This window comes from Saccharothrix sp. BKS2 (genome assembly GCF_047689505.1).
GTDB lineage: Bacteria > Actinomycetota > Actinomycetes > Mycobacteriales > Pseudonocardiaceae > Actinosynnema > Actinosynnema lopnurensis.
The window spans coordinates 466,481-492,613 of the sequence record NZ_JAUQOL010000001.1 but is presented as its reverse complement, the minus strand read 5'-3'; the positions used below and the strand labels follow the sequence as shown (position 1 = coordinate 492,613).

Below are 26,133 nucleotides of genomic sequence, written 5' to 3'. Positions count from 1 at the left end.
TGGTGGGGTGGGGTCCGGGGCAGTGGGGTCCGGGGCAGTGGGCTCCGGTGCGGTCGGGCGTTGGGCGGCGCTGGGGTTGGTGCTGGCGCTGACCGGGTGCTCGGCGATCCCCAGCGCCTACGACCTGCCGCTGCCCGGCGGCGCGGACCTGGGCGACCGGCCCTACCGGGTGACGGTGGAGTTCGACGACGTGCTGGACCTGGTGCCGCACGCGGCGGTGAAGGTCGACGACGTGGCGGTGGGCCGGGTCGAGGACATCGAGCTGTCCGGGGACGGCTCGACCGCGCTCGTGCGGGTGGCGGTGCGCGGTGACGTGCTGCTGCCGTCGGACGCGGTGGCGCGGCTGCGGCAGTCCAGCCTGCTGGGCGAGAAGTACGTGGAGCTGGCGCCGCCCGACGACGTCCCCGTCGACGTCCTCTCCGGCGATGTCCTCTCCGCCGACGTTCCCGCCGGTCGCGTCCCCGCCGGTGCGGCGCCGCTGGTGGACGGCGCCGTGGTGCCGGTGTCGCGGACCAACCGCAACCCGGAGGTGGAGGAGGTGTTCGGCGCGCTGTCCATGCTGCTCAACGGCGGCGGGATCGGGCAGCTCCGGGACATCTCGCGGGAGCTGGGCACGGCGCTGTCCGGCAACGAGACCGCGGCGCGGTCGCTGCTGTCCGCGGTGGAGTCGTTCACCGGTTCGCTGGACGAGCACCGGGGCGAGATCACCCGGGCGCTGGACGCGGTGGACCGGCTCGCGGCGACCCTCTCGGCGCGCCGGGGTGAGCTCGGCGAGGTGCTGGACGGGCTGGAACCCGGGTTGGCGGTGCTGCACGAGCAGCGCGGGCAGCTGGTCGGGCTGCTGGGCGCGCTGGACGACCTGGCGGGCGTCGCGGTGGACGTGGTGGACCGGAGCCGGGACGACCTGCTGGCCGACCTGCGCGCCCTGGAGCCGACGCTGCGCACGCTGGCCGAGTCCGGGCAGGACCTGCCGCAGTCGCTGGAGCTGCTGCTGACCTTCCCGTTCACCGACGCGGTGCTCGACGGCATCAAGGGCGACTACCTCAACACGTACCTGACGCTGGACCCCGGGGGGCGTTGATGGTCACGCGGCGGATCCGGGCGCAGGTGGCGCTGTTCACCGTCATCGCCCTGCTCGGCGTCAGCTACGTGAGCGCGGAGTACGCCGGGCTGCTCGTGCTGGACGACGGGTACGCGGTGCGGCTGGAGCTGGCCCGGACCGGCGGGCTGTTCAGCGGCGGCGAGGTGACCTACCGGGGCGTGCCCGTGGGGCGGGTCGGCGAGATCCGGCTGGGGGACGGGCAGGTCGAGGCGGAGCTGCGCATCGACGCGGACACGCCGCCGATCCCGGCGGACCTGGAGGCCGTGGTCGCCAACCGGTCGGCCGTGGGCGAGCAGTACGTGGACCTGCGGCCGCGCGGCGGGACCGGGCCGTACCTGGGCGACGGCTCGGTGATCCCGAAGGGTCGGACCACCCTCCCGCCGCCGGTGGAGAAGGTGTTGACCAGCATGGACGACCTGGCGCGGTCGGTGCCGGTGGACGCGCTGCGGACCGTGGTGGACGAGCTGGACACCGCGTTGCGGGGGGCCGGGCCCGACCTCCAGGCGCTGCTCGACGCGACGGCCGAGTTCATCGCGGCCGCCACCGCGCACCTGCCGCAGACCACCCGGCTGCTCGACGACTCGGTCGCCGTGCTCCAGACCCAGCTGGACCACTCGGCGGCGATCGACTCCTTCGCCGCCGACGCCGCCCTGGTGGCCGAGCGGCTGCGCGCCTCGGACGGCGACCTGCGGCGGGTGATCGCGGCGGCCCCCGGCGCGGCGGCGGAGGTGAGCGCGGTGCTGCGGGAGTCCGGACCGGACCTGGGCGTGGTGCTGGCGAACCTGCTGACCACGGCGGACGTGCTGGCGACGCGGCAGGGCCAGCTGGAGCAGGTGCTGGTGAGCGTGCCGGACGCGGTGTCGGTGGGTGCGTCGGCGCTGGGCGGCGGGCAGGCGTCGTTCGGCCTGGCCCTGACCTTCTTCGAGCCGCCACCGTGCGAGGAGGGCTACGGCGGCACGACCCGCCGGTCCGGTGTGGACACCGCGCCGGCCCCGTTCAACACCGGCGCGAGCTGTACCCTGCCGCGCGGCTCGGCCACGGGCGTCCGGGGCTCCCAACACGCCCCCCGCTGACCACGAACGCAGAACTCACCCGACCTGAGTGTTCGACACGGTGGTCGTGAGTGTTCGACTCGCGCGTCCTGAACGTACGACACGCGCGTCCTGAACGTACGACACGCGCGGTCTGAACGTACGACTCGCGCGTCCTGAACGTACGACTCGCGCGGTCTGAACGTACGACACGCGGAGTGTGGGGGTTCGACACGTGCGCGTGTCGTACGTTCGGGACCGGTGTGTCGTACGTTCGGGACCGGTGAGTTCAGCGGTCAGGTCGGGCCCAGGTAGGACCAGGTGCCGTTGTCCCGGGTGAAGCGGCTCGTTTCGTGGAGGACGTCGCGTTCGCCCCGCCAGCGGTAGTGGGCGCGGAACTCGACGGTGCCGGTGGTCTGGAACAGGGTGCCGTCGGTGCGGGACAGCACCTCCAGGTGCGTCCAGCGCTGGTCCGGGTCCAGGTCCAGCGAGCGGGGGCGCGTGGTGGGGTGCCAGGTGTCCAGCAGGTAGTCCTCGTGGCCCAGGGCGAAGGCGCTGTAGCGGGAGCGCATGAGGGCCTCGGCGGTCGGCGGCTTCTTGAGGCCCTCGTGGTACGGGGCGCAGCACGCCTCGTACGGCTCGCCGGCGCCGCACGGGCAGCGGCCGGCGGTCATGCGGGGCGGTCGCAGGCGTTGCGGCCGGACCGGTCGTAGCGCAGCCACGCCAGGGCGTTCTCGGCCTCGCGGTCGCCCGCGGCGGCGTCGGCGCGCAGGCCGGCGTGCACCTGGTAGCGCAGGTCGGCGGGGGCGTTGGGGTGGACGAGCAGGTTGGCGCGGATCGCCGGGCTGGGGTCGTCGGCCAGCAGGGCCAGCGCGTCGGCGGGGGCGGCCGGGTTCGTGGACAGGGCCTCGCGCACCGCGTCGTCCGGGTCGTGGGCCAGGGCGGCGGCGTCGGACGCGGACAGGGGTTCGGTCACCGGGCGAGCATATAAAGCCCGGCGTGGAAAGGGGGCGGCTCCCCTCCCGATGACTGCCAGTCGGGGAGGGGAGCCGCCGGGCGGGCTGTTACGGCATCAGGCGCACGCCGCGCCGTTCAACGTGGGAGAGGTGAACGGTGGGGTGCTTCCGTTGAAGCTCGCGTTGTAACCGATGGTCGCGGTACCACCGGTCGCGAGCCTGCCGTTCCAGGACGTGTTCGTGACGCGAACGGTGTCACCCGTGTCGCTCCACGTCCCGTTCCAGCCCTGGGAAACGGTCACTCCGGGTGCGGAGAACGCCAAGGTCCAGGAATCGACCGGCGCTCCCCGGTTCTCGATGACGATCTCACCGGTGTAACCGTTCGACCACCTGCTCACCACTCGGTGCGTCACCCGGCAACCGTCCCCTGGAGGCTGGGTGGTCGTCGTGGTGGTGGTGGTCGTGGTCGTTGTAGTGGTGCTGGTGGTGGTCGAGGTGCTCGTGCTGGTGCTGGTCGGACCCGCCGCCACGGCCATGTCGTAGGCCCGCTGCGGCACGAACTGGCCCGCGCCGGCGATGCAGCCGTCCGCCTCGCCGGGCAGCTTGATCCACAGGTACGCGGCGACCTGGGCGTCCCCGGTCTCGGTGGTGCTCGCCGTGCCGATCGCCCGGCCGGCCGGGTCGCACCACTCGTCGCCCAGCGGGCCGTTGCCGTTGCGGCTGGTGTCGACCACGGCCTTGAGGCGCGAGTCGCCCAGCGCGTTGAGCACCGACTTGCCGAACGCGACCTCGTCGCGGGTGTAGCGGTAGTTCGACACGTTGAGGGCGATGCCGTCGGCGCTGTTGGAGATGTCCGCGCCGCGCAGGCGCTCCACCGCCTCGGCCGTGGTGAGCCAGGCCGAGTGGCCGATGTCGAAGTACACCTTCGCCTGGGAGGAGCCGGCCCTGAGCTTCTTGCCCGCGTAGGCCATGGACGCCATGGTCTCGTTCTGCTGGCTCTGGCTCTGGCAGTTGCTCATGATCGGCAGCACGTCCGGCTCCAGGACGATCGCCGCCGGGCGGCCGGCCAGGCCCGCCGCGACCTCGTCCACCCACGCCCGGTACGCCGAGTGCGAGGACGCGCCGCCGCCGCTGGCGCCGCCGCAGTCGCGGTTGGGGATGTTGTAGACGACCATGATCGGGATCTTCCCGGCGGACGCCGCGGCGCCCACGAACGCGTCGACCTGGCCGCGCACCTGGGAGGTGTTGGTCGTGGTGTACCAGCGGGCCTGCGGCACGCTCGCGACCCGGTCGCGGATCACCGCGGCCTTCGGGTCGTTGGGGTTCTGGGCCACCCACCTCGCCGCCGAGGTGTCCGGGATGACGTAGAACGCCGAGTCGGCCGCCTGCGCGGTGGTGCCACCGCCCAGGACCAGTGCCACCGCACTGGCGACCAGAGCGCCGGACATGGCGCTCGCGGCGGCCAACCGGGCTCGGCCGCCCCGGGCCCCGGTCTGCGGACGCCGGCCGCCGTGGCCGGGGTCGTGGGCATTCGGTGAGTGCATCAGGAGGTCCTCGCAGCGTCGGTGCAACGGGGGCTGACTTCCTGGGAGCGCTCCCAGGTGGCTGGACTGTAGCCACTGGGAAACGGTGAGGAAAAGGGGCGATGTCCGACGGGACGGGTCCGTGGCTTCTCACGGTACGTGAGAGTGGGGCCGGAAAAACGACGCTCGAACCTGCTTTCGCCGCGAATTGCGCCGGTTCGGCGACGGTGGGTGAACGATCTTCTGGTGAATTGGGCCGTTCGGGGGAGGGGGATTCGTGGTCCTGCCCGGCCGGACCAACTGTGGGGGTTCGACAAAATTACGCCGGGGGGCGCAGTCGTGGCTGCTCCGGGAGGGTCAACCCTGGTGCGGGAATGCGGACAATTCTACTGTGGGAACGCTCCCAGACCGTTCACACGGAGGATCCGCAATGACGCGCACTCCCTCCCGGTCCGTCGCGGTCGCCGCGACGACCGCCCTCCTGGCGGCCACCGCCCTGGCCGCCACCGCCCTGACCGCCGGCGCCCTGACCGCCGGCGCCACCGCCACCGCGCCGGTCGTCGCCGCGCCGGCGCCCCGGTCCGGACCGGCGGCCCAGGCCGACCCCCGGGTCGAGCAGCTGCTGGCCCGGATGACCCTCGACGACAAGGTCGGCCAGATGACCCAGGTCGACCGGGCCGCGCTGGACCCGGTGTCCGACCTGGCCACCTACCGGATCGGCTCGGTGCTCTCCGGCGGCGGCTCCGCGCCGACCCCCAACACCGCCCAGGGCTGGGCCGACATGTACGACCAGTTCCAGCGCACCGCCCTGTCCACCCCCCTGGGCATCCCGATGATCTACGGCGTGGACGCCGTGCACGGCCACAACAACGTGCGCGGCGCGACGATCTTCCCGCACAACATCGGCCTCGGCGCCACCCGCGACCCGGACCTGGTCCGGCGCATCGGCGCGGCCACCGCGGCGGAGGTCGCGGGCACCGGCATCGACTGGAACTTCGCGCCCTGCCTGTGCGTGGCCCGCGACGACCGGTGGGGTCGCACCTACGAGTCGTTCGGCGAGGTGCCCGAGATCCCCACCGCGATGACCAGCTACGTCGACGGCCTCCAAGGCGCGACCCTGGGCGGCGACAACCGGTCCGTGCTGGCCACCGCCAAGCACTACATCGGCGACGGCGGCACCTCGGGCGGCGTCGACCAGGGTGACGCCCGCATCTCCGAGCAGGAGCTGCGGGACGTGCACCTGCCGCCGTTCCGGGCCGCGGTGGAGCGCGGCGTCGGTTCGGTGATGATCTCCTACAGCAGCTGGAACGGCGTCAAGGCGCACGGCCACCGCTACCTGATCACCGACCTGCTCAAGGGCGAGCTGGGCTTCACCGGCCTGGTGGTCTCCGACTGGGCGGGCGTCGACCAGATCGACGGCGCGACCGGCTTCACCGGCGCCGAGATCACCGCCGCGGTCAACGCGGGCGTCGACGTGGTGATGGTGCCCAACGACTACCGGCGCTTCACCAGCCTGCTCAAGGTCGAGGTCCAGGCCGGGCGCATCAGCCAGGCCCGGGTCGACGACGCCAACCGCCGCGTCCTGACCAAGAAGTACGAGCTGGGCCTGTTCGAGCGCCCGCTCACCGACCGCTCGCTGACCTCGACGGTCGGCTCGGCCGCGCACCGCGAGCTGGCGCGCGAGGCCGTCCGGGAGTCCCAGGTGCTCCTGCGCAACGACGGCGTGCTGCCGCTGGCGAGGACCGGCCGGTACTTCGTGGCGGGCAAGTCGGCCGACAACATCGGCTACCAGAGCGGTGGCTGGACCATCAGCTGGCAGGGCGGCAGCGGCAGCACCACGCCCGGCACCACCATCCTCCAGGGCCTGCGCGACGCGGGCGGCAACGTCACCCACGACCGCTACGGCAACGGCGTGGACCGGTCCTACACCGCGGCGATCGCGGTGGTGGGGGAGACCCCGTACGCCGAGGGCCGGGGCGACCGGCGCACCGGCCTCGGCCTCGACCAGGAGGACCTGACCACGATCAACCGGCTCCGCTCGGCGGGCATCCCGGTCGTGGTGGTGCTGGTCTCCGGCCGCCCGCTGGACGTCGCGGGCCAGGTCGGCGGCTGGAACGCGCTGCTGGCCTCCTGGCTGCCGGGCACCGAGGGGCGCGGCGTGGCCGACGTGCTGTTCGGCGACCACAACCCGACCGGCACACTGCCGGTGACCTGGATGACGAGCTCCTCGCAGCAGCCGATCAACGCCGGCGACGGCAAGGCCGCGCTCTACCCGCTGGGCCACGGCCTGAGCTACGGCCCGACCCCGACGACGACCCCGACCACCACCACGACCCCGACGACGACCACCACCACGACCACCACGACGACCACCACCACGACCACCCCGCCCGGGGCGGGCTGCACCGCGACCACCCGCGTGGCGAGCTCCTGGCAGGGCGGCTTCCAGGCCGAGGTCACCGTGACCAACCGCGCCACCGCCCCGTCCACCGGCTGGACGGTCTCCTGGACCACCGACGCCGCGGTCACCAGCCTCTGGAACGGCAGGCTCGCCCAGTCCGGCCGGCAGGTGTCCGTGGAGGACGTCGGGTGGAACGGCGCGCTCGCGCCGGGCGCCTCCGCGACGTTCGGCTACACCGCCAACGGCTCCGCGTCGACCCCTGAGTTGACCTGCCGGACGAGGTAGCCCTCTGGGAGCGCTCCCCGAACCTGCGTCATCCGGACCAGCGGCAGCCTGCTTTCGGCCCACGTGACAGGGGCCACTGGGGCCAACTTGTCAAGGCTTTGTGCTCCAGCCCTCTTTTCACGGTGTTTCGATGCCGTTACAGTCCCGGACTGGGAGCGCTCCCAGAACCTCCACCGCCCTGCATCCCGGAGGAACAGCATGCGACGACGCATGGACAGAGTGCTGTCCGGCACCCTCGCGGTGCTGGTCGGCGCGCTGTTGTCCGCACCGCTCCAGGCACCGACCGCGGTGGCCGCGCCGGCGTTCGACTACGGCGAGGCCCTCCAGAAGTCGATCTGGTTCTACGACGCCCAGCGGTCGGGCGACCTGCCCGCCGACAACCGGGTGTCCTGGCGCGGGGACTCGGCCCTGACCGACGGCCGGGACGTGGGCCTGGACCTGTCCGGCGGGTTCTACGACGCCGGCGACCACGTGAAGTTCGGCCTGCCCTTCGCGGCCACCATGACCATGCTCGCGTGGGGCGCGGTGGAGAACCGGGACGCCTACGAGGGCGCGGGCCAGCTGCGGCACCTGATGTCCAACCTCAAGTGGGGCACGGACTGGATCATCAAGGCGCACCCGTCGCCCAACGTGGTCTACGGCCAGGTCGGCGCGGGCGACGACGACCACAAGTGGTGGGGCGCCGCCGAGGTCATGCGGATGGCGCGCCCGTCGTACAAGGTGGACGCCTCCTGCCCCGGCTCGGACCTCGCGGGCGAGTACGCCGCGGCGATGGCCTCCGCGGCCATGGTGTTCCGGCAGACCGACCCCGCCTACGCGACGACCCTGCTGACCCACGCCCGTCAGCTCTACACCTTCGCCGACACCTACCGCGGCAAGTACAGCTCCTGCATCACCGACGCCGCGAAGTTCTACAACTCCCACAGCGGGTACCAGGACGAGCTGGTGTGGGGCGCGATCTGGCTGCACCGCGCCACCGGCGAGCAGTCCTACCTGGACAAGGCGAGGACCGAGTACCAGAAGCTGTCCACCGAGCCGCAGACCACCACCCGCTCCTACCGCTGGACCATCGCGTGGGACGACAAGTCCTACGGCGCCTACGCGCTGATGGCCAAGCTCACCGGCGAGCAGCAGTACGTGGACGACACCAACCGCTGGCTGGACTACTGGACCACCGGCTACAACGGCAACCGGGTGCGCCACTCCCCGGGCGGCCAGGCCCACCTCGACACCTGGGGCTCGCTGCGGTACGCGGCCAACACCGCGTTCGTCGCGCTGGTCCACGGCGACTGGCTGCGCTCGCGCGACGCCGCGAGAGCCGCCACCTACCACGACTTCGGCGTGCGGCAGATCAACTACGCGCTGGGCGACAACCCGCGCAACGCCAGCTACGTCGTCGGCTTCGGCGCCAACCCGCCGCGCAACCCGCACCACCGCACCGCGCACGGCGCGTGGGCCGACACCATGCAGGAACCCGCGACCAGCAGGCACGTCCTGTACGGCGCGCTGGTCGGCGGCCCCGGCACGAACAACGACGCGTACAAGGACGACCGCACCGACTTCGTCGCCAACGAGGTCGCGCTCGACTACAACGCGGGCTTCACCAGCGCGCTCGCCCGGCTCTACAAGGAGTACGGCGGCACGCCCCTGGCGAACTTCCCGACCGCCGAGACCCCCGACGGGCCGGAGCTGACCGTGCAGGCGTCGGTCAACCAGGCCGCGGCCGGCTTCACCGAGGTCAAGGCGTTCGTGATCAACAAGAGCGCGTGGCCCGCCCGGACGTTCACGGGTTCCCTGCGCTACTACTTCACCCTGGACGGCGCCACCACGCCCGACCAGGTCACGGTCACCACGAACTACAACCAGTGCGGCACGCCGAGCGCCCCCCGGCAGCACAGCGGCCGCACCTACTACGTCGACGTCCCGTGCCCCGACGTGTACCCGGGCGGCCAGTCCGCGCACCGGCACGAGGTGCAGTTCCGCATCACCAGCGCGGGCACCTGGGACCCGTCGAACGACTGGTCCCACGAGGGACTGGGCCAGGGCAACACCGTCGCCCTCACCGACCGCCTGACCCTGGTCCAGGACGGCGCGGTGCGGTGGGGCCGGGAACCCGGCCCGGCCGTCGAGGACCGCGAGGCCCCGTCCGTCCCCACCGGGCTGCGGGTCTCGAACGTGGGCGCCACCGGCGCCACGCTGAGCTGGACGGCGTCCACCGACAACGTCGGGGTGGCCGGGTACGACGTGCTCCTGGCGGACGGCACGTCGGCAGGTGCCCCGGCCACCCCGGCGTTCCAGCTCTCCGGCCTGACCCCGGACACCGCGCACACCTTCGCCGTGCGGGCCAGGGACTCCGCGGGCAACACCTCCGCCCCGAGCGCCGTGATCACCTTCCGCACCGCGCGCGAGGGCACCGGCGGTGGCGGGACCCTGGCCGTGCAGCAGCGCGGCGGCGGCGCCGCGACCACCAACCAGATCGGCGCCGCGCTCGCCCTGGTCAACCGGGGCACCACCGCGGTCGACCGCTCGACGGTCACCCTGCGGTACTGGTTCACCGGTGACGCGGCCAACGCCGGCTACCAGGTGTTCTGCGACTGGGCCTCGGTCGGCTGCGCCAACGTGCGCGCCACCGCGGTGAAGCTGCCGACCGCGCGGGCCGGCGCCGACGCCTACCTCCAGGTCTCGTTCACCGCGGGCTCCCTCGCGCCCGGCGCGAGCACCGGTGACGTCCAGCTGCGGGTGGCCAAGTCCGACTGGTCCTCCTTCGACCAGACCAACGACCACAGCTACCGGGTCAGCGCCGCGCTGACCGACTTCGACCGGGTCACCGCCCACGTCGGCGACACCCTCGCCTGGGGCACCGAGCCCTAGCACCCACAGTCTCGGCACGGGGCGTTCTGCGCGCCCAGGCGCCCCGTGCCGACTCCAGCTCGCGCACCACCGCACCACACCGCCGCTACACCGCACCACCCACACCGCCGCCCGAAGGCTCGCGGATCAACGGCTGATCCGTGCAGGAGGAGGACGCATGAGGTACCGCACCAGAGCGGGACGGTTGAGAACCGGACCGCTCGCGTTGATCGCCGCGGCAGCCACCGCCGCGGGTGTCATGCCGTTCGTCGCGCCGGTGGCGAACGCCGCCGTCGCGTGCACGGTGAACTACCAGGTGACCAACCAGTGGCCCGGTGGCTTCGGCGCCAGCGTGAACATCCGCAACCAGGGTGACGCCGTCAACAACTGGCGGCTCACCTGGACCTTCGCGAACGGCCAGCGGGTGCAGCAGGGCTGGAACGGCACGTTCAGCCAGAGCGGCAGCGTGGTGACCGTGACCGGGCCGAGCTGGTCGCCCAACCTGGGCGCCAACGCCCAGGTGTCGCTCGGCTTCAACGGCCAGTGGACCGGGTCCAACAACGCCCCGACCGACTTCGCGATCAACGGCACGCGGTGCACCGGCCCGAACACGGCGCCCAGCGTGACGCTGAACTCGCCGACGGCCGGCCAGACGTTCCAGACCGGTCAGGCGATCCCGCTGGCGGCCACCGCGAGCGACAGCGACGGCACCGTCGCCAAGGTCGACTTCCTGTCCGACGGCGTGGTCGTCGCGACCGACACCTCGTCGCCGTACTCGGCCACCTGGAGCGGCGCGTCCGTCGGTGAGCACGCCATCACGGCGCGCGCCACCGACGACAAGGGCGGCGTGACCAACTCCAGCATCGCGGGCATCCGGGTGCTGGCCGGTCAGGCGATCCAGGTCAACCCGCCGTCGCTGAGCGTGCGGCAGGGCTCCACCGCCACCTTCGGCGTCTCGCTGGCCACCGCGCCGACGAGCAGCGTCGCGGTGGCGGTCGCCCGCTCGGGCGGCAGCACCGACCTGACCGCGAGCCCGACGACGCTGACCTTCACCACCGCGAACTGGGCGACCAAGCAGAACGTCACGGTCACCTCGGCGGCCAACGGCGGCGAGCTCGGCACGGCCACGTTCACCGCCAGCTCCACCGGGATCACCCCGGCGACGGTCGAGGTCAAGGAGATCTCCGGCAGCGCCTCGAACTTCGAGCAGGCGTTCCTCGACCAGTACGCCAAGATCCACGACCCGGCCAGCGGGTACTTCCGGACCTTCAGCGACGGCCTGAAGGTGCCGTACCACTCGATCGAGACGCTGATGGTCGAGGCCCCGGACCACGGTCACCAGACCACGTCCGAGGCGTTCAGCTACTACCTGTGGCTGGAGGCCAGCTACGCCCGGATCACCGAGGACTGGTCTTCGTTCAAGAAGGCCTGGGCGTCGATGGAGAAGTACATCATCCCGTCGACCGCCGACCAGCCGACGAACAACAAGTACGACCCGTCCAAGCCGGCGACCTACGCGCCGGAGCACCCGCGGATGGACCAGTACCCGTCGCAGCTGGACTCCAACGTCCCGGTGGGTCGTGACCCGATCGCGGCCGAGCTGAAGTCGGCCTACGGCAGCGACGACATCTACGGCATGCACTGGCTGATCGACGTCGACAACACCTACGGCTTCGGCCGGTGCGGCGACGAGTCGGACGCGGCGCCCGCGTACATCAACACCTACCAGCGCGGTTCGTCCGAGTCGGTGTGGGAGACCATCCCGCAGCCGTCCTGCGACACCTTCGCGCACGGTGGCCCCAACGGCTTCCTCGACCTGTTCACCAAGGACGCCCAGTACGCCAAGCAGTGGAAGTACACCAACGCCCCGGACGCCGACGCGCGCGCGGTGCAGGTGGCGCTGCTGGCCCAGGAGTGGGCGACCGAGCAGGGCAAGGGGTCGGAGATCGCCGCGGAGGTCGGCAAGGCCGCGAAGATGGGTGACTACCTGCGGTACGCCATGTTCGACAAGTACTTCAAGAAGGTCGGCAACTGCAACAGCACCTCGTGCCCGGGTGGTACCGGCAAGGACAGCGCGCACTACCTGATGTCCTGGTACTACGCGTGGGGCGGCGCGACGGACACGTCGGCCGGCTGGGCGTGGCGCATCGGTGACGGCGCGTCGCACCAGGGCTACCAGAACCCGCTGGCCGCGTACGCGCTGTCGCAGGTCCCGGCCCTGAAGCCGAAGTCGGCGACCGGCCAGCAGGACTGGGCCACGTCGATGACCCGCCAGCTGGAGCTGCTCCAGTGGCTCCAGGCCGCCGACGGCGGCATCGCCGGTGGTGTCACCAACAGCTGGGAGGGCCAGTACGCCGCGCCGCCGGCCGGCACGCCGACCTTCTACGGCATGTACTACGACGCCCACCCGGTGTGGCGCGACCCGCCGTCGAACCGCTGGTTCGGCTTCCAGGCGTGGCAGATGGAGCGCACCGCGGCCCTGTACGAGATGACGGGCAACGCGGCGGCCAAGAAGATCCTCGACAAGTGGGTCCCCTGGGCCATCGCGAACACCACGGTCGGCACCAACGGGACCTTCCAGATCCCGTCCGACCTGGAGTGGACCGGCGCGCCGGACACCTGGAACGCCACCAACCCCGGCGCCAACGCGAACCTGCGCGTCCGGGTGCTCAACCACAGCCAGGACGTCGGCATCGCCGCGTCCTACGCGAAGACCCTGCTGAACTACGCGGCCGAGTCGGGCAACGCCCAGGCGCGGACCGTGGGCGAGGGCCTGCTCAACGCGCTGCTGGCGCACCAGGACGACAAGGGCATCGCGGTGCCGGAGACGCGCGCGGACTACAACCGCTTCGACGACGTGTACAACACGTCGAACCGCGAGGGTCCGTACGTGCCGTCGGGCTGGACGGGCACCATGCCCAACGGTGACCAGATCAGGCAGGGCGTGTCGTTCGTCGACATCCGGTCCATGTTCAAGCAGGACCCGGACTGGCCGAAGGTCCAGGCGTACCTGGACGGCGGCCCCGCGCCGACCTTCACCTACCACCGGTTCTGGGCGCAGGCTGAGATCGCCACGGCGTTCCAGCTGCACGTGGAGCTGTTCGGGTAGTTCACCCGAAGGTCGCCGACACCCCCTTCACAACGAGGTGAAGGGGGTGTTCGGCGTTTCCTTTTGCGTCGAACGCGTTCGATTCGAAGCCGTCGAACGAAACATTCGCGAAACTTCGGTGTTGACGCGGGTCAGAGACCTGTGCCACATTTCTGGGCATCCCCGTTCGATCTCACGACCTGGGAAGTTCAGGGACGTGAATCGAAACGATTCGATTCAGAGAGCTGGGTATTCGAGGAATTCGACCAGCACGAGAGGTGTGTCGTGGGCCTGCCGTTCCGAGATCCGGCGCTGTCGCTCGAGGCCAGGGTTTCCGACCTGCTGGGGCGGCTGACCGACGAGGAGAAGGTGGCGATGCTGCACCAGCGGCAGCCCGCCGTGCCCCGCCTGGGCCTGGCCGAGTTCCGCACCGGCACGGAGGCCCTGCACGGCGTCGCGTGGCTGGGGCCGGCGACGGTGTTCCCCCAGGCGGTCGGCCTGGCCGCGACGTGGGACACCGACCTGGTCCGCCGGGTCGGCGAGGCGGTCGGCGTGGAGGCCCGGGGGTTCCACCGGCGGGACCCGGTCGCGCACGGCCTCAACGTGTGGGCGCCGGTGGTGAACCCGCTGCGCGACCCGAGGTGGGGCCGCAACGAGGAGGGCTACTCCGAGGACCCGGTGCTGACCGCGGCGATGGGCACGGCGTACGCGCGCGGCCTGCGCGGCGACCACCCGCGCTACCTGCGCACCGCGCCCACGCTGAAGCACTTCCTGGGCTACAACAACGAGGACGACCGCTGCACCACCTCCTCCGACCTGCGGCCGCGGGTGCTGCACGAGTACGAGCTGCCGTGCTTCCGCGGGCCGATCGAGGCCGGCGCGGCGGTGGCCGTCATGCCGTCCTACAACCTGGTCAACGGCCGCCCCGCGCACCTGAGCCCGCTCATCGGGCGGGAGCTGCGCGCCTGGGCGCCCGACGGGCTGGCGGTCGTCAGCGACGCCTACGCGCCGTCGAACGTGGCCGGGACGCAGGGCTACCTGCCCACGCAGGTCGAGGCGCACGCGGCGCTGCTGAAGGCCGGCCTGGACAGCTTCACCGACCAGGACGCCGACCCGACGCTGGTGGTCGAGAGCGTCACCGCCGCGCTGGGGGCCGGCCTGCTGGAGCGGGCGGACGTCGACCGGGCCGTGGGCAACGTGCTGCGGCTGCGGTTCCGGCTCGGCGAGTTCGACCCGCCGGAGGACAACCCGTACGCGGCGATCGCCCCGGACGTGATCGGCTCGCACGGCGGGTTGGCGCTGGAGGCGGCGCGGCAGGCGGTGGTGCTGCTGCGCAACGAGTCGTTCCTGCCGCTGCGGCCGGGCGTGGAGCTGGCCGTCATCGGCACGCACGCCGACGCGCTGTTCGAGGACTGGTACAGCGGCACGCTGCCCTACCAGGTGACCGTCCGAAGAGGACTGGAGCGGTTCGCCGCGGTGTCGTGCCACGAGGGCGTGGACCGGATCGCGCTGCGCGCCCCGGACGGCCGGTACCTCGGCGTGCGCGGCGGCGCCGTCGGCCTCGGCGGGCGGGAGCTGTTCGACCGCTTCGACTGGGGCGACGGGGTGTGGGCGCTGCGCGACGTGGCGTCCCGCCGCTACCTGGGCACGGCCGCGGACGGCTCGCTGGTCGCGACGGCGGCGGCGCCGGGCGGCTGGGACGTGCGCGAGCTGTTCGAGCCCCGGTCCGAGGGCGGCTCCGTCGTGCTCCACAACGTGGTGCAGGGCACGGACACCGGGCCGTTCGAGGTCGAGCTGGTGGTGGACGGGACCGCCGCGGCGGCGGAGCTGGCCGCGCGGGCCGGGGCGGTGGTCCTGGTGCTCGGCAACGACCCGCACGTCAACGGCCGGGAGACCCAGGACCGCACCACGCTGCGGCTGCCGTCGCTGGACCTGGTGCGCGCGGTCCGCGAGGCCAACCCGGACACGGTGCTGGTGCTGGTCAGCAGCTACCCCTACGCCCTGGAGGGCGAGGAGGAGCACCTGCCCGCGATCGTCTGGACCGCGCACGGCGGGCAGGAGCAGGGCCGCGCGGTGGCCGAGGCGCTGTTCGGGGAGTTCCCGCCCTCGGGCCGGCTGCCCCAGACCTGGTACCGGTCCGACGACGACCTGCCCGACATCCTCGACTACGACGTCATCCGCGCGGGCGGCACGTACCTGTACTTCGCCGGCGAGCCGCTGTTCCCCTTCGGCCACGGCCTGTCCTACACCACCTTCGAGCACACCTCCCCGGCGTACGCGGACGGCGTGGTGTCGGTGTCGGTGACCAACACCGGCGCGGTCGCGGGGGCCGAGGTGGTGCAGCTGTACTCGGCGGCGCCCGACTCGCGGGTGCGGCAGCCGCTGCGCCGGCTCCAGTCGTTCCACCGGGTGCGCCTGGAGCCGGGGGAGACCGCGGTGGTCGAACTGCCGGTCGAGCACCTGTGGCACTGGGACGTCACCACCGGGCGGCGCGTGGTGGAGGCCGGGCGGTACGAGCTGCTGGTCGGCGCGTCCTCGCGCGACATCCGCGCCCGGTTGGTGGTGGACGTGCCGGGCGAGGTGATCGGGCCGCGCGCGGGCGTGCTGCGCGCCGCGGACTTCGACGACTGCGACGGCGTGCGGCTGGTGGACGACGAGGTCGAGTTCACCCGCGAGGGCGCGTGGATCGCCTTCCACGACGTGGTCCCCGGCGACCGGGCCGCGCCGCCCGGGGTCGGCGTCTCGTTCGACGGCGCGTCGTTGCTGCTCACCGCGCACGCGGCGGGCGTTCGGGTGCGGGAGGTGCGTTGACGTGGTCACCATCGCCGATGTCGCGCGGCACGCGGGTGTCGCGCCCAGCACGGTGTCGTACGCGCTGACGGGGCGGCGCTCGATCTCCTCGGCGACCAAGGCGCGGGTCGAGGCGAGCGTGCGGGCGCTGGGCTACCACCCGCACGCGGGCGCCCGGTCGCTGGCCAGCAACCGGGCCAACGTGCTGGCGCTGGTGCTGCCCGTGCGCGAGGGCATGAACATGCCGGTGATGATGCAGTTCGTGGTGGCGGTGGCCAACGCGGCCCGCCGGCACGAGCACGACGTCCTGCTGGTGACCGCCGACCAGGGCGCGGCGGGCCTGCGCCGGGTCGCGGGCAGCGCCCAGGTCGACGGCCTGCTGGTGATGGACGTGGAGATGCACGACGAGCGCGTGCCGGTGCTGCGGGAGCTGGACCGGCCCTCGGTGCTCATCGGGTTCCCCGCCGACGCCGCGGGCCTGACCTGCGTGGACCTGGACTTCGCCGAGGCGGGCGCCCGGTGCGTGGACCACCTGGCCGACCTCGGGCACACCTACGTGGCGCTGGTCGGCGCGCCGCGCGCGGTCTACCAGCGCGACACCGGGTTCGCCCACCGCACCATGGCGGGGTTCAGCGCGGCCGCCATGCGCCGCGGCGTGGCCTCCACCACCCTGCCCACCGAGCCGGACCACGAGTCGGTGCGGGTGGCCATCACCGGGCTGCTCGACCGGCACTCGGCGGTGACCGGCCTGGTCGTGCACAACGAGGCCGCGCTGCCGTCGGTGGTGGAGGTGCTGCGCGCGCTGGGCCGCAAGGTGCCCGAGGACGTGGCCGTGGTCGCGATCTGCCCGGACGACCTGGCCGGGCGGCTGACCCCGCCGCTGACCTCGGTGGCGGTGCCCGCCGAGCAGCTGGGGCACCACGCGGTGGCGCTGCTGATGGCCAAGCTCGACCGGGCCCCGACGCCGCCGCTCACGCTGCTGCCGCCCCGGCTGACCGAGCGGGCCAGCACCACGCGCTGAACCCCCGGGCGGGCTCCTCGCCGGTCGTGTGATTTCGAAGCGCTTCGATTCCAAGGGAGGTGTACCGGATGGGCCCGCGCGAGATCGGCGGTGGGGTCGTGCGCGGCCCCGGGCCGGGGGTCCTCGACGCGCCGGCCCACCGCCCGGTCCGGACCTCCCCGCCGCGCCGGCCCACCGGCCGGGTCGGCGAGCCCGTGAGGTCCACGTCCCGTCCGGCGCGCGGTGGACCGGCACCGCGACCGGCGTGCTCCACGAGGGCGGCCGGGACCTCCTGGTCGGCCCACCCCTCGACGCCATCCCCCTCTCCACGCGCGAAGGCGCGCGACTCCCTGGATTTCGACGCTAAGGGGCGTTCATGATTCTCAACCGCAGGGGTTTCCTGTCCCTCACCGCGGTCGCCGGCGGCACGCTCGTCGTCGGCTGCGGCTCGTCCGCCCAGCAGCACACCGGGTCCGCGCTCGACGCCGACGCGCTGGCGCGGGTGCTGCCGGCGCACGTGCCGGTCGAGTTCGCCAAGCCGGACCTGCCCGGGGTCAACGGCTCCGCCCCGGGCTACCTCACCTTCCCGGACCGGCTGGTCGCCGCGGTGCGGGACAAGCCGCTCAACGGCGGCGAGGTCACCGCGATGACGCCCGCCTTCTGGCCCGTCCCGCCGGGCCTGGGGGAGAACTCCTACTACGACGTGGTCAACGAGCGCCTCGGCGGCGTGGTGAAGTTCGACCTGGTCCAGGGCAGCGACTACGGGGCGAAGCTGGCCGCGATGATGGCGGCCCGGCAGGTGCCCGAGATGACCGTCATGCCGACGTTCACCGTCCCGCCCCGGTTCAGCGAGGGCGTCGGTGAGGTGTTCCGCGACCTGACCGACTTCCTCGCCGGCGACAAGGTGAAGGACTACCCGCTGCTGGCCAACATCCCCACCGACGCGTGGAACGCGTGCGTCTACGGCGGGCGCCTGTACGGCGTGCCGTTCCCGGACAAGCCGTTCCCCGAGGCCCTGTTCCACCGCAGCGACCTGTTCGACCAGCTCGGCGTGGAGCCGCCGACGTCGGCCGACGAGTTCGCCGCGCTGTGCAAGGCGATCAACGACCCGGCGAGGAACCGGTGGGCCGTCGGCGACGTGTTCCGGTCGGTGGTCCGGGTGTTCGGCAACCCCGGCGACTGGAGCCGCGACGCCTCCGGCAAGGTCGTCAACGTGATCGAGACCGAGGCGTACACCGAGGCGGTCAAGTTCACCCGGGCCCTCTACGCCGCCGGTTACGTGCACCCCGACGTGGTGGCGGGCAACACCACCCGGCTCAAGGAGCTGTTCGCGGGCGGCCAGATGCTGATCTACCAGGACGGCCTGGGCGCGTGGCGCGAGGCCCTGGCCCAGCAGCGGCCCACCAACCCCGGCTTCGGCATGGATGCCATGCCGCTGTTCGCGCACGACGGCGGCAAGCCGACCTACCCGGTGAGCCCGCCCACCGCCATGGTCACCCTGATCCGCAAGGACGTCCCGGACGACCGGGTGCGCGAGCTGCTGCGGGTGGCGGACTTCGCCGCCGCGCCGATCGGCACCGAGGAGCACTTCGTGCTGCGCTACGGCACCGAGGGCAAGCACAGCGCCCGCAACGCGAGCGGCGCGCCCGACCTCACCGAACTGGGCCGCAAGGAGATCACCCTCACCTACGGCTTCCTCGCCGCCCCGCCGGACGCCCTCGTCGAGACGCAGTACCCGGACTACGTCCGGTCGCTGCACGGCTGGCTCGCCGACGCCTACGAGCACCAGGTCAAGCCGCCCACGTTCGGCCTGCGCATCGAGGAGCCCGCCGAGCACTCCAAGCTGCCCAAGCAGTTCGAGGACCGCACCAACGACATCCTGCGCGGGCGCACGCCCGTCGAGCAGGTCGGGAAGCTGGCCGAGGACTGGCGCAAGGCCGGCGGCGACGAGCTGCGCGCGTTCTACGACAAGGCGCTCTCCGATGCCGGCCGCTGACCTGCTGGAGCGGCCCGCCCCCTCGGCGGGCCGCCCGGTCCCCCCGCCCCGCCGCCCGCGGTGGGCGCGCCGGCTGCGGCGGGACTGGGTGCTGCTGCTCATGGTGGCGCCCGCGATCCTGGTGCTGGCCGTGTTCCACTACGTGCCGCTGCTGGGCAACGTGGTGGCGTTCCAGGACTACTCGCCCTACATCGGCATCGCGGGCAGCCCGTGGATCGGCTTCGCCAACTTCGAGCGCATCCTGACCGACCCCGACTTCTGGGACGCCACGGTCAACACGCTGACCATCACCGCGTTCCAGCTGGTGTTCTACTTCCCGGTGCCGATCGGGCTCGCGCTGCTGGTGCACAGCCTGCTGAGCCCGCGGCTGCGGATGTTCGTGCAGAGCGTCGTGTACCTGCCGCACTTCTTCTCCTGGGTGCTGGTGATCACGCTGTTCCAGCAGATGATCGGCGGGGCGGGGGTGCTCAACCAGTTCCTGCGCTCGCACGGGTTCTCGCCGGTGGACGTGATGACCGACCCGGACCTGTTCCTGGTGCTGGTCACCGCCCAGTCGGTGTGGAAGGACGCCGGGTGGGGCGCGATCGTGTTCCTGGCCGCCCTGTCCACCATCGACACCTCGCTGTACGAGGCGGCCGCGGTGGACGGCGCGGGCCGGTGGCGGCGGCTGTGGCACGTGACGCTGCCCGCGCTGGTCCCGGTGATCGTGCTGCTGCTGATCCTGCGCCTGGGCGAGGCGCTGACCGTCGGGTTCGAGCAGTTCCTGCTCCAGCGCGACGCGGTCGGCGCGGACACCGCCGAGGTGCTCGACACCTACGTGTACTTCACCGGCGTGGTCAACTCCGACTTCGCCTACGCGGCGGCCGCGGGCCTGGTCAAGGGCCTGGTCGGGCTGGCGCTCGTGCTGGCGGCCAACAGGGTCGCGCACCTGGCCGGGGAACAGGGGGTGTACTCGCGATGACCGTTGCGCAGTCCCGGGTCCGGTCGCGCCCGACCCGTTCGGACCGCCCGACCCGCCCGACCCGTCCGGTGTGGGAGGAGCCGCCCACGCGCCTGGGCCGGGCGGCCAAGGGCGTGCTGGTCGGCGTGGTGCTGCTGGCCGTGCTGTTCCCGCTGTGGGTGGTGGTGCTCACCAGCGTGTCGCCGTCGCCCGCGATCACCAGGGCCGGCGGGCTGGTGGTGGTCCCGGACGGGTTCACCACGGCCGCCTACGCCGAACTGCTCTCCGGTGGTGTCGTGACGCGGTCGGTCCTGGTCAGCACCGGTATCACCGTGGTCGGCACGCTGTTCAGCACGATCATCACCCTGCTCGCGGCCTACGGCCTGTCCCGGCCCGGGTCGTTCGCGCACCGGCCGCTGCTGTTCGTGGTGCTGCTGACGTTCCTGTTCGGACCCGGCCTGATCCCGACCTACCTGCTGGTGCAGTCGCTCGGGCTGCTGGACACCTACGCGGCGCTGGTGCTGCCCGGCGCGGTGGCGGCGTTCAACCTGGTGGTGCTGCGGTCGTTCTTCATGAACATCCCGCAGGACCTGGTGGACAGCGCCCGGATCGACGGCGCCAACGACCTCGGCGTGCTGACCCGGATCGTGCTGCCGCTGTCGAAGGGCGTGACCGCGGTGATCGCGCTGTTCTACGCGGTCGGCTACTGGAACGCGTTCTTCAACGCCTTCCTGTACCTCAACTCCACCGAGAAGTGGCCGCTCCAGCTCGTGCTGCGCGCCTACGTGCTCCAGGGCCAGCCCATCCCGGGCGCCAGCCCCGCCGACTCCACCCTGGACGGCTCGGGCGGCCTGGTGGCCACGCTCGCGGTGAAGATGGCCGTGGTGGTGATCGCGGTGGTGCCGGTGCTGCTCGTCTACCCGTTCGTGCAGAAGCACTTCACCAAGGGCGTGATCGTGGGGGCGATCAAGGGATGAGCGGCATCCGCTACGGCGGCGACTACAACCCCGAGCAGTGGCCCGAGGAGGTGTGGGCGGAGGACGTCGCGCTGATGCGCCGGGCCGGCGTGACCACGGTGACCGTGGGCGTGTTCTCCTGGGCCCGCCTGGAACCGCGGCCGGGGGAGCGGGACTTCGGCTGGCTGGACCGGGTGCTCGACCTGCTGCACGCGGGCGGGATCGAGGTCTTCCTGGCCACGCCGACCGCGTCGCCGCCGCCGTGGCTGGGCCACCGGTTCCCGGAGACGCTGCCGGTGGACTTCGACGGCCACCGGCTCGCCTACGGGTCGCGCAACCAGTTCTGCCCGTCCTCGCCGGTGTACCGGGAGCACGCGCTGGCCCTGGTCGCCGACCTGGCCCGGCGCTACGCCGACCACCCGGCGCTGGCGCTGTGGCACGTGGGCAACGAGTTGGGCCAGGTGTGCCACTGCGACGTGACCGCCGCGCACTTCCGGCACTGGCTGCGCGCCCGCCACGGCACGCTGGAGGAGCTGAACGACGCCTGGCACACGGCGTTCTGGAGCCAGCGCTACGGCGCGTGGGACGAGGTGATCCCGCCGCGCCGCGCGCCGTACCTGATCAACCCCGGCCAGCGGCTCGACTTCGCCCGGTTCTGCTCGGACGCGCTGGTCGAGTCGTTCCGGGCGGAGCGCGACGTGCTGCGGCGGTTCACCCCGGACGTGCCGGTGACCACCAACTTCATGGGCCTGCAACGCACCGTGGACGGCTGGGCGCTGGCCGGGGAGGAGGACGTGGTCTCGCACGACTGGTACCCCGACCCGGACGACCCGGAGTCGCACGTGCTCAGCGCGCTGGGCTTCGACCTGATGCGCTCGCTCAAGCGCGGCCCGTGGCTGCTGATGGAGCAGGCGGCGAGCGCGGTGAACTGGCGGCGGCGCAACCCGCCCAAACCCGCCGGGCAGCTGCGCGCCCAGTCGGTGCAGGCGGTGGCGCGGGGCGCGGACGCGGTGTGCTTCTTCCAGTGGCGCGCCTCCCGGGGCGGCGCGGAGAAGTTCCACTCCGGGATGGTGCCGCACGCGGGTCCGGACAGCCGGGTGTTCCGCGAGGTCGAGGCGCTGGGCGCGGACCTGGCGGCGCTGGCCCCGGTGGCGGGCGCGCCCGTGGTCGCGGAGGTGGCCGTGGTGCTGGACTGGGAGAACTGGTGGGCGGTCGAGCTGGACGCGCACCCGTCCGGCGACCTCGACCTGCTCGACCGGGTGCGCGACTGCTACCGGCCGCTGTTCGAGCTGGGCGTGACCCCGGACTTCGTGCCCGCCTCGGCCGACCTGTCGGCCTACCGGCTGGTGGTGGTGCCGAACCTGTACCTGGTGCGCGACCCGGAGCCGCTGCGGTCGTTCGTCGCGGGCGGCGGGACGCTGGTGGTGGGGTTCTTCTCCGGTGTCGTGGACGAGCGCGACCAGGTGTTCCCGGGCGGCTACCCCGGGCCGCTGCGGGAGCTGCTGGGGCTGCGCGTGGAGGAGGTCGTGCCGCTGCGCCCGGACGAGGCGCCGGTCTGCTCGTCGGAGGCGCTGGGGGAGTTCACGGCCGGCTTCTGGCGCGAGGACCTGGTGGTCGAGGGCGCGGAGGTGGTGGCCGCGCTCGACGACGGCACGCCCGTGGTCCTGCGCCACCGGCACGGCGCGGGCGCGGCCTGGTACGTGGCCACCCGGCCTGCGGCGGACGCGGCCGTGCGGCTGTTCGGGCGGCTGCTGGCCGACGCCGGCGCGACGCCGGTGCCGCGCCCGCCGCGCGGTGTGGAGGTGGTGCGGCGCGGTGAGGTGCTGTTCCTGGTCAACCACGGTGCGGGAGAGGTTTCGCTGGACGTGCCGGGCGCCCACGTCGACCTGCTGACCGGTGGCGCGGTGTCCGGTTCGGTGACCCTGGGGAGGTTCGGTGTCGCGGCTCTGGTTCCGCAGTCCGGCTGAGCGGTGGGAGGAGGGCCTGCCGCTGGGCAGCGGCCGGTTCGGCGCGGTGTGCCGGGGCACCGGCCGGTTCGACCTCAACGACGACCGGGTGTGGCTCGGCGGCCCGGCGCGGCCGGTGGCGGGCGCGGCGCGGGTGCGGGAGGCGCGGGAGGCCGTGCTCGCGGGCGACCCGGAGCGGGCCGAGGTGCTGCTGCGGTCGGTGCAGGGCCCGGACACCGGCGCCTACCAGCCGCTGGGGACGCTGCGGCTGCACGGCCTGGAACCCGCCGAGGGCTACTCGCGGGCCCTGGACCTGCGCACGGGCCTCGCGACCGTGGACTACGGCGGCGGCGTGCGGCAGGAGGCGGTGTGCTCCTACGAGCACCACGCGCTGGGCGTGCGGGTGGAGGGCGCGCCCCGGGTGACCGCGTCGCTGGACGTGTCCGGGGTGACCGCGTCGCTGGACGTGTCCGGGGTGACGGCGTCGCTCGACGTGCCCGGGGTGACCGCGTCGCCGGGTACGCCCGGGGTGACTGCGTCCCCGGTCGCGCCCGTGCCGCTGGTCCGCGTCGACGAGCCGGGCGCGGTGGTGTTCTACGTCGGCCTGACCGACCCGCCCGGGTGGGAGGCGTTCCGCGACCGGGCGGTGGCCGACCACCGCGAGCTGTTCGACCGGGTCTCGCTGGACCTCGGCCCCGCCCCGGACGGACCGACCGACACCTGGCGCGCCGACGACCCGGCGTTCGCGGCGCTGCTGTTCCAGTACGGCCGGTACCTGCTCATCGCCTCGTCCCGGCCCGGCACGCTGCCCGCGAACCTCCAGGGCGTGTGGAACCCGTACCCGGAGCCGCCGTGGCGGTCGAACTACACGGTCAACATCAACACGCAGATGAACTACTGGGCGGCCGAGCCGACCGGGCTGCCGGAGTGCCACGAACCGCTGCTGGAGTTCGTCGGGGGCCTGGCGCGCGCCGGCGAGGAGGTGGCGCGGGCGCTGTACGGCGCGGACGGCTGGTGCGCGCACCACAACACCGACCCGTGGTTCCTGGCCACGCCGGTGCAGGGCGACCCGGCGTGGGCGAACTGGCCGATGGGCGGCGTGTGGCTGTCGCTGCACCTGTGGGAGCACTTCGCCTTCACCGGCGACGTCGGGTGGCTGCGCGAGCGGGCGTGGCCGGTGCTGCTGGGCGCGGCCGCGTTCTGCCGGTCGTGGGTGTTCGAGCACGACGGCGTGCTCACCACCGCGCCGTCGACGTCGCCGGAGAACCACTACCGGAGCCCGGCGGGCAACGAGGTGGCCGTCGGCGTCGGGTCCACGATGGACCTGACCCTGGTGTGGGAGCTGTTCACCCGGCTGCGCGAGGCGGGCGAGGTCCTGGGGCTGCCGGTGGACACCTCCCTGCTGGACCGCCTGCCGCCGCTGCCGGTCGGGTCGCGCGGGCAGCTGCTGGAGTGGGCGCGGGAGGTGCCGGAGACCGAGCCGCGCCACCGGCACGTGTCGCACCTGGTCGGCCTGTTCCCCGGCACCCGGATCCGGCGCGGCACCCCGGAGGCCGCGGCGGCGCGGCGGTCGCTGGAGGAGCGGGGCGACGAGGGACCCGGCTGGTCGTACGCGTGGAAGGCGGCGCTGTGGGCCAGGCTGGGGGAGGGTGGGCGGGCGGCGGCGCTGGTCGCGGCCATGCCGCGGTGTCCGAACCTGGTGGCGGCCGACCCGTTCCAGGTGGACGGCTCGCTCGGCGTGCCGGCGGCGGTGGCCGAGATGCTGGTGCAGGGGCACACCGGGGAGGTGGAGCTGCTGCCCGCGCTGCCGGCGGCGTGGTCGGCCGGGCGCGTGACCGGGTTGCGGGTGCGCGGCGGGGTGGCGGTGGACCTGCGCTGGGCGGACGGCGCGCCGACGTCGGTGGCGGTGCGCGCGTCGACCGCGCGCGAGGTGGTGCTCCGGCACGGGGGGCGGCGGGAGGTGCTGCGCCTGGCGGCGGGGGAGCGGCGGGAGGTGCGGTGGTGAGGTCCGGCTCGCGCGGCCCCGCGCTCCTCAGCGCTCGTCGTGGCGGGCCAGCAGCGCGCGCAGGGCGGCCATCTCGCGGGCCAGTGCCCCGCGCCCGGCGGCGGTGATGGCCACCCACGTGCGCGGGCGCTTGCCCTCGTACCCCTTCTCCACCTCCAGCAGCCCGGCCTCCTCCAGCACGCTGATGTGCCGGGACAGGTTGCCCGCGGTCAGCTCCAGGGTGGTCCTGAGGTACCCGAACTCCACCCGCTTGGCCTCGCTGGCGATGGTGAGGATGCCCAGCCGGTGGCGCTGGTGCACCACGTCGTCCAGTGCGGCGGTGGGGTGTTCGCTCACCGGCGCAGCCTACTGAGCGCCAGCGCGACCAGTCCGCCGACGAGCGCGACGCAGCCGGGGAGCAGGACGTCCTTCGCGGAGAACAGCACGTCCAGCCTGCCGTCCGGCCGCCAGGCCAGGGCGTAGAACAGCGTGCCCATGGTCGAGGCGTTGGCCAGCAGCGTGAACCCGGTGTAGCCGAGGGCGACCAGCGCGCACCACCGGCTGCGCTCCAGCCACGCCAGCACGAGCAGCCCGGCGGCGAACAGCATCAGCCCGCCCGTCTTGTTCACCACCGTCGCGCCGAGCACCGAGGTCACCAGGAAGCCGACGACCACCACCGCCCGGAACCCGCGGGTGCGGGCGAGGTCCCGCTCGGACAGGATCGCCAGGGTCACCGGCACCGCCAGGAACAGCGCCGCCTTGAGCACGCTCTCCTCGGTGCCGGAGTCGGTGACGCGGAACCCGCGCAGGTCCGGCAGCAACCCGCCGGCCAGGGCGATGCCGAGCACGACCGCCAGGCCGCCCACGGTGACCTTGACGTAGGCGCCGGTCGAGGTCTCCAGTCCGGCGCTCACCGCGCGCCGGCGGTACCACCACACCGTGAGCACGAGCCCGGCCAGCAGCGCCAGCACCCAGTAGACGCCGAGCGCGAGCGGGTTGGCCAGGGGGAAGATGTTGCCCGCGTTGAAGACGCCGAGCGGGTCGACCCGGCCCAGGCCGGGCACGGTGAACGAGGTGCCGCGGTCGGGGAGCGCGCAGCCCGACGCGTCGGGCGTGCAGGAGTCGTCGAACGGTCGGTAGAACGGGATCGCCCCCAGCGTCAGCAGGCCGATCGCGGTCAGCGGCAGCCAGTGCCCGCGCCTGGCGATCCTGGTCCGCCGCCGGAGCCGGTCCAGCTCGTCCAGCAGTCCCGCGGTGTTCGGCGCCGTCATCGGACCCCCATGAT

General features: G+C 73.0%; 17 protein-coding genes and 1 pseudogene. 13 read left to right on the top strand and 5 right to left on the bottom strand.

The window, feature by feature from the left end; translation table 11 throughout:
* Positions 1–37: 37 nt before the first annotated feature.
* Together Q5530_RS01665 and Q5530_RS01660 are read left to right on the top strand one after the other, a co-directional pair.
* Positions 38–1,081 (top strand): MCE family protein, encoded by a 1,044-nt coding sequence (locus tag Q5530_RS01665; RefSeq protein WP_415360202.1) that lies wholly within the window; start codon positions 38–40, stop codon positions 1,079–1,081.
* Positions 1,081–2,175 carry an MCE family protein gene (locus tag Q5530_RS01660; RefSeq protein WP_415360200.1) on the top strand — a complete coding sequence of 365 codons (1,095 nt, stop codon included), beginning with the start codon at positions 1,081–1,083 and terminating at the stop codon, positions 2,173–2,175. The genes Q5530_RS01665 and Q5530_RS01660 overlap by 1 nt, the downstream gene beginning before the upstream one ends.
* Before the next feature lie 254 nt (positions 2,176–2,429).
* Here Q5530_RS01660 and Q5530_RS01655 read toward each other — a convergent pair whose 3' ends face one another.
* The 3 genes from Q5530_RS01655 to Q5530_RS01645 form a co-directional block, all read right to left on the bottom strand.
* Positions 2,430–2,807, bottom strand: coding sequence for a YchJ family protein (locus Q5530_RS01655; RefSeq protein ID WP_415360199.1), 378 nt, complete (start codon positions 2,805–2,807; stop codon positions 2,430–2,432).
* Positions 2,804–3,109, bottom strand: coding sequence for a hypothetical protein (locus tag Q5530_RS01650; RefSeq protein ID WP_415360198.1), 306 nt, complete (start codon positions 3,107–3,109; stop codon positions 2,804–2,806). Before Q5530_RS01650 ends, Q5530_RS01655 begins: the two co-directional genes overlap by 4 nt.
* A gap of 96 nt (positions 3,110–3,205) precedes the next feature.
* Positions 3,206–4,633: a glycoside hydrolase family 6 protein gene (locus Q5530_RS01645; protein WP_415360196.1), complete on the bottom strand. Its 1,428-nt coding sequence runs from the start codon at positions 4,631–4,633 to the stop codon at positions 3,206–3,208.
* 409 nt (positions 4,634–5,042) lie between these two features.
* On the opposite strand from Q5530_RS01645, the pseudogene Q5530_RS01640 reads away from it, so the two are divergent.
* From Q5530_RS01640 to Q5530_RS01590, 11 genes and pseudogenes are all read left to right on the top strand, one after another.
* Positions 5,043–6,908, top strand: a pseudogene (locus Q5530_RS01640) (glycoside hydrolase family 3 protein); the annotation flags it as partial.
* On the top strand, positions 6,888–7,298 hold the full coding sequence (locus tag Q5530_RS01635; RefSeq protein ID WP_415360446.1) for a cellulose binding domain-containing protein: 411 nt from the start codon (positions 6,888–6,890) through the stop codon (positions 7,296–7,298). The pseudogene Q5530_RS01640 and the gene Q5530_RS01635, both read left to right, overlap by 21 nt.
* A gap of 210 nt (positions 7,299–7,508) precedes the next feature.
* On the top strand, positions 7,509–10,169 hold the full coding sequence (locus Q5530_RS01630) for a glycoside hydrolase family 9 protein (protein WP_415360194.1): 2,661 nt from the start codon (positions 7,509–7,511) through the stop codon (positions 10,167–10,169).
* A 157-nt stretch (positions 10,170–10,326) separates the two neighbouring features.
* The gene (locus tag Q5530_RS01625; RefSeq protein ID WP_415360192.1) at positions 10,327–13,257 is read left to right on the top strand and encodes a glycoside hydrolase family 48 protein; all 2,931 of its coding nucleotides are present in this window, start codon (positions 10,327–10,329) and stop codon (positions 13,255–13,257) included.
* A 264-nt stretch (positions 13,258–13,521) separates the two neighbouring features.
* Complete coding sequence (locus Q5530_RS01620) at positions 13,522–16,047, top strand: beta-glucosidase family protein (protein ID WP_415360189.1); 2,526 nt, start codon at positions 13,522–13,524, stop codon at positions 16,045–16,047.
* Between the two features lies 1 nt (position 16,048).
* Positions 16,049–17,047, top strand: a complete 999-nt coding sequence (locus tag Q5530_RS01615; RefSeq protein ID WP_380633686.1) for a LacI family DNA-binding transcriptional regulator — start codon at positions 16,049–16,051, stop codon at positions 17,045–17,047.
* Between the two features lie 355 nt (positions 17,048–17,402).
* Entirely contained in the window at positions 17,403–19,022 is a 1,620-nt protein-coding gene (locus Q5530_RS01610) for an extracellular solute-binding protein (RefSeq protein WP_415360187.1), read from the top strand.
* Positions 19,009–19,983: an ABC transporter permease gene (locus Q5530_RS01605; RefSeq protein ID WP_415360186.1), complete on the top strand. Its 975-nt coding sequence runs from the start codon at positions 19,009–19,011 to the stop codon at positions 19,981–19,983. The genes Q5530_RS01610 and Q5530_RS01605 overlap by 14 nt, the downstream gene beginning before the upstream one ends.
* Positions 19,980–20,939 carry a carbohydrate ABC transporter permease gene (locus Q5530_RS01600; RefSeq protein WP_415360184.1) on the top strand — a complete coding sequence of 320 codons (960 nt, stop codon included), beginning with the start codon at positions 19,980–19,982 and terminating at the stop codon, positions 20,937–20,939. The genes Q5530_RS01605 and Q5530_RS01600 overlap by 4 nt, the downstream gene beginning before the upstream one ends.
* A complete protein-coding gene (locus Q5530_RS01595; RefSeq protein ID WP_415360183.1) occupies positions 20,936–22,885 on the top strand; it encodes a beta-galactosidase in 1,950 nt (649 codons plus the stop codon). Before Q5530_RS01600 ends, Q5530_RS01595 begins: the two co-directional genes overlap by 4 nt.
* Positions 22,854–24,869: a glycosyl hydrolase family 95 catalytic domain-containing protein gene (locus Q5530_RS01590; protein WP_415360182.1), complete on the top strand. Its 2,016-nt coding sequence runs from the start codon at positions 22,854–22,856 to the stop codon at positions 24,867–24,869. Before Q5530_RS01595 ends, Q5530_RS01590 begins: the two co-directional genes overlap by 32 nt.
* A 27-nt stretch (positions 24,870–24,896) precedes the next feature.
* On the opposite strand, the gene Q5530_RS01585 is transcribed toward Q5530_RS01590, so the two are convergent.
* Positions 24,897–25,205: a transcriptional regulator gene (locus Q5530_RS01585; protein WP_415360181.1), complete on the bottom strand. Its 309-nt coding sequence runs from the start codon at positions 25,203–25,205 to the stop codon at positions 24,897–24,899.
* Positions 25,202–26,119 carry a hypothetical protein gene (locus Q5530_RS01580; RefSeq protein WP_415360179.1) on the bottom strand — a complete coding sequence of 306 codons (918 nt, stop codon included), beginning with the start codon at positions 26,117–26,119 and terminating at the stop codon, positions 25,202–25,204. The genes Q5530_RS01585 and Q5530_RS01580 overlap by 4 nt, the downstream gene beginning before the upstream one ends.
* Between the last annotated feature and the right edge of the window lie 14 nt (positions 26,120–26,133).

Coding starts and splice junctions, on each gene's coding strand:
- Q5530_RS01580 (WP_415360179.1), bottom strand. CDS start 26,119: ATGACGGCGCCGAACACCGCGGGACTGCTGGACGAGCTGGACCGGCTC.
- Q5530_RS01595 (WP_415360183.1), top strand. CDS start 20,936: ATGAGCGGCATCCGCTACGGCGGCGACTACAACCCCGAGCAGTGGCCC.
- Q5530_RS01660 (WP_415360200.1), top strand. CDS start 1,081: ATGGTCACGCGGCGGATCCGGGCGCAGGTGGCGCTGTTCACCGTCATC.
- Q5530_RS01645 (WP_415360196.1), bottom strand. CDS start 4,633: ATGCACTCACCGAATGCCCACGACCCCGGCCACGGCGGCCGGCGTCCG.
- Q5530_RS01600 (WP_415360184.1), top strand. CDS start 19,980: ATGACCGTTGCGCAGTCCCGGGTCCGGTCGCGCCCGACCCGTTCGGAC.
- Q5530_RS01630 (WP_415360194.1), top strand. CDS start 7,509: ATGGACAGAGTGCTGTCCGGCACCCTCGCGGTGCTGGTCGGCGCGCTG.
- Q5530_RS01655 (WP_415360199.1), bottom strand. CDS start 2,807: ATGACCGCCGGCCGCTGCCCGTGCGGCGCCGGCGAGCCGTACGAGGCG.
- Q5530_RS01605 (WP_415360186.1), top strand. CDS start 19,009: ATGCCGGCCGCTGACCTGCTGGAGCGGCCCGCCCCCTCGGCGGGCCGC.
- Q5530_RS01610 (WP_415360187.1), top strand. CDS start 17,403: ATGATTCTCAACCGCAGGGGTTTCCTGTCCCTCACCGCGGTCGCCGGC.
- Q5530_RS01625 (WP_415360192.1), top strand. CDS start 10,327: ATGAGGTACCGCACCAGAGCGGGACGGTTGAGAACCGGACCGCTCGCG.